The sequence below is a fragment of the Stenotrophomonas sp. 05L44_2 genome, assembly GCF_056665995.1.
This window is the reverse complement of sequence record NZ_JBFTNR010000922.1, coordinates 1-1340: the sequence shown is the minus strand read 5'-3', so window position 1 is coordinate 1340 and position 1340 is coordinate 1. Positions and strand designations below refer to the sequence as shown.

General features: G+C 61.9%; 2 protein-coding genes. One reads left to right on the top strand and one right to left on the bottom strand.

Going from position 1 to position 1340, the window contains the following annotated elements:
• Positions 1–2 precede the first annotated feature (2 nt).
• Positions 3–677 (bottom strand): S24 family peptidase, encoded by a 675-nt coding sequence (locus AC1VAN_RS22000; RefSeq protein WP_480986765.1) that lies wholly within the window; start codon positions 675–677, stop codon positions 3–5.
• A gap of 121 nt (positions 678–798) precedes the next feature.
• Here AC1VAN_RS22000 and AC1VAN_RS21995 point away from each other — a divergent pair, with 121 nt between their 5' ends.
• Positions 799–1203 carry a hypothetical protein gene (locus AC1VAN_RS21995; protein WP_442251136.1) on the top strand — a complete coding sequence of 135 codons (405 nt, stop codon included), beginning with the start codon at positions 799–801 and terminating at the stop codon, positions 1201–1203.
• Positions 1204–1340 lie beyond the last annotated feature (137 nt).

The following is a 1340-nucleotide window of genomic DNA, read 5'->3' as shown; positions in this document are numbered from 1 at the left end:
ACTTAGAACTTTCGCAGGCCTGCGTGGATCAGGGCCTTGCCGAGAATGCTCACGTCACCGGGATCTGGCCGATAGGCGGGGAAGTCCGTGTTGACGCTGACCACATAGAGCCCATCGCCGCGCTTCTGCAGCATCTTGATCTGCGTCTCGCCACCTATGTTGATGAGGTAGTAGTCGTCGCCGTCGAAGTAGTCGCAGCTGGTGTCGATCCACACAATGTCGCCGTCTTCCAGCTTCGGCCGCATCGAGGGCCCCCGGCCAGTGATGAGCTGGATGCGGCCAGGCTGGGGCAGGTAGCCGAGCTTCCTGCGCACCTCCCATTCGGCGACCTCGATGGTCTTCACTACCTCCGGGTAGTCTTGGTTGACCATCMCTGCTCCCATCCCCGCACTCCCTTCAAACAAGTCGAAGCGAACATAGCCGGGAGGCGTCTCAGTCTCCGAGAACGGTGCGACGGGACGATCTTCTGTGGTCTTCGGACCTTTGCCGCTTTCCAGCCAGTCCGCGTGGACGCCTAGGCGGGAGGCGATCTTGTGCAGGGCCGTGCTGGACTTCGACAAGCCGAGTTCAAGGTTGGAAAGGGTTGTCGAGGCAATGCCGGCGAACTTCGCCAGTTCGGCACGGCTAATCCCCTGGGCCTCGCGCTCGGCGCGGATTCTGCTGCCAATGGTTTCCATTTTGGTATTGGAACGGAATGCCGTAACGGAATGCCGTTGACTGCAACCTACGGAATACCGTAGTGTGGGCGGTATGGACAAATCATGGGCGTGCATCATCGGGGAGCTTCAGTCGGGGGGCATGACGTATGCCCAGATCGGCGAGGCGATTGGCTCAGCCGGATCGACGGTCGGCGATCTCGCGTCTGGGCGCTCACAGTCGCCTCGAGCGGCCGCAGCTCTGGCGTTGTTGAAGCTGTACGCAAAACGAGCCGCGCCGGAATGCTCGGCGGCAGTCACGAGGCCGGTCGTCGGCCGAATCAGTAAGCGCGCGCTGCGCGAGAAGCTTGGCCTGAGCACCGACATGCAGTTGGCCAAGGTTCTGAAGTTGCCCACAGAGCTGGTCGAAACGTGGGCGGAAGAGGATCAGGTGCCAAGCATTCCGCAGGTACTTCGCTTGCTCGGCATCGAAGAGCCGCCGCCGTCCATGGCGCCCGTGATCCATGACCCCGACGCGAACCGCATAGGCCCGGTCGACACCGCCTGAAAGGCCATCCCTGGCCGTCTTCCCTGAGTTGTTGATCTCCATGGCGCCAATCCTGCGCCACCCGAGCACAGCCCGAAACCTTGAAAAACCGTCCCTCCCAAGGTGACCCCATGACCTGCCGCACCTCACCCCTTAGC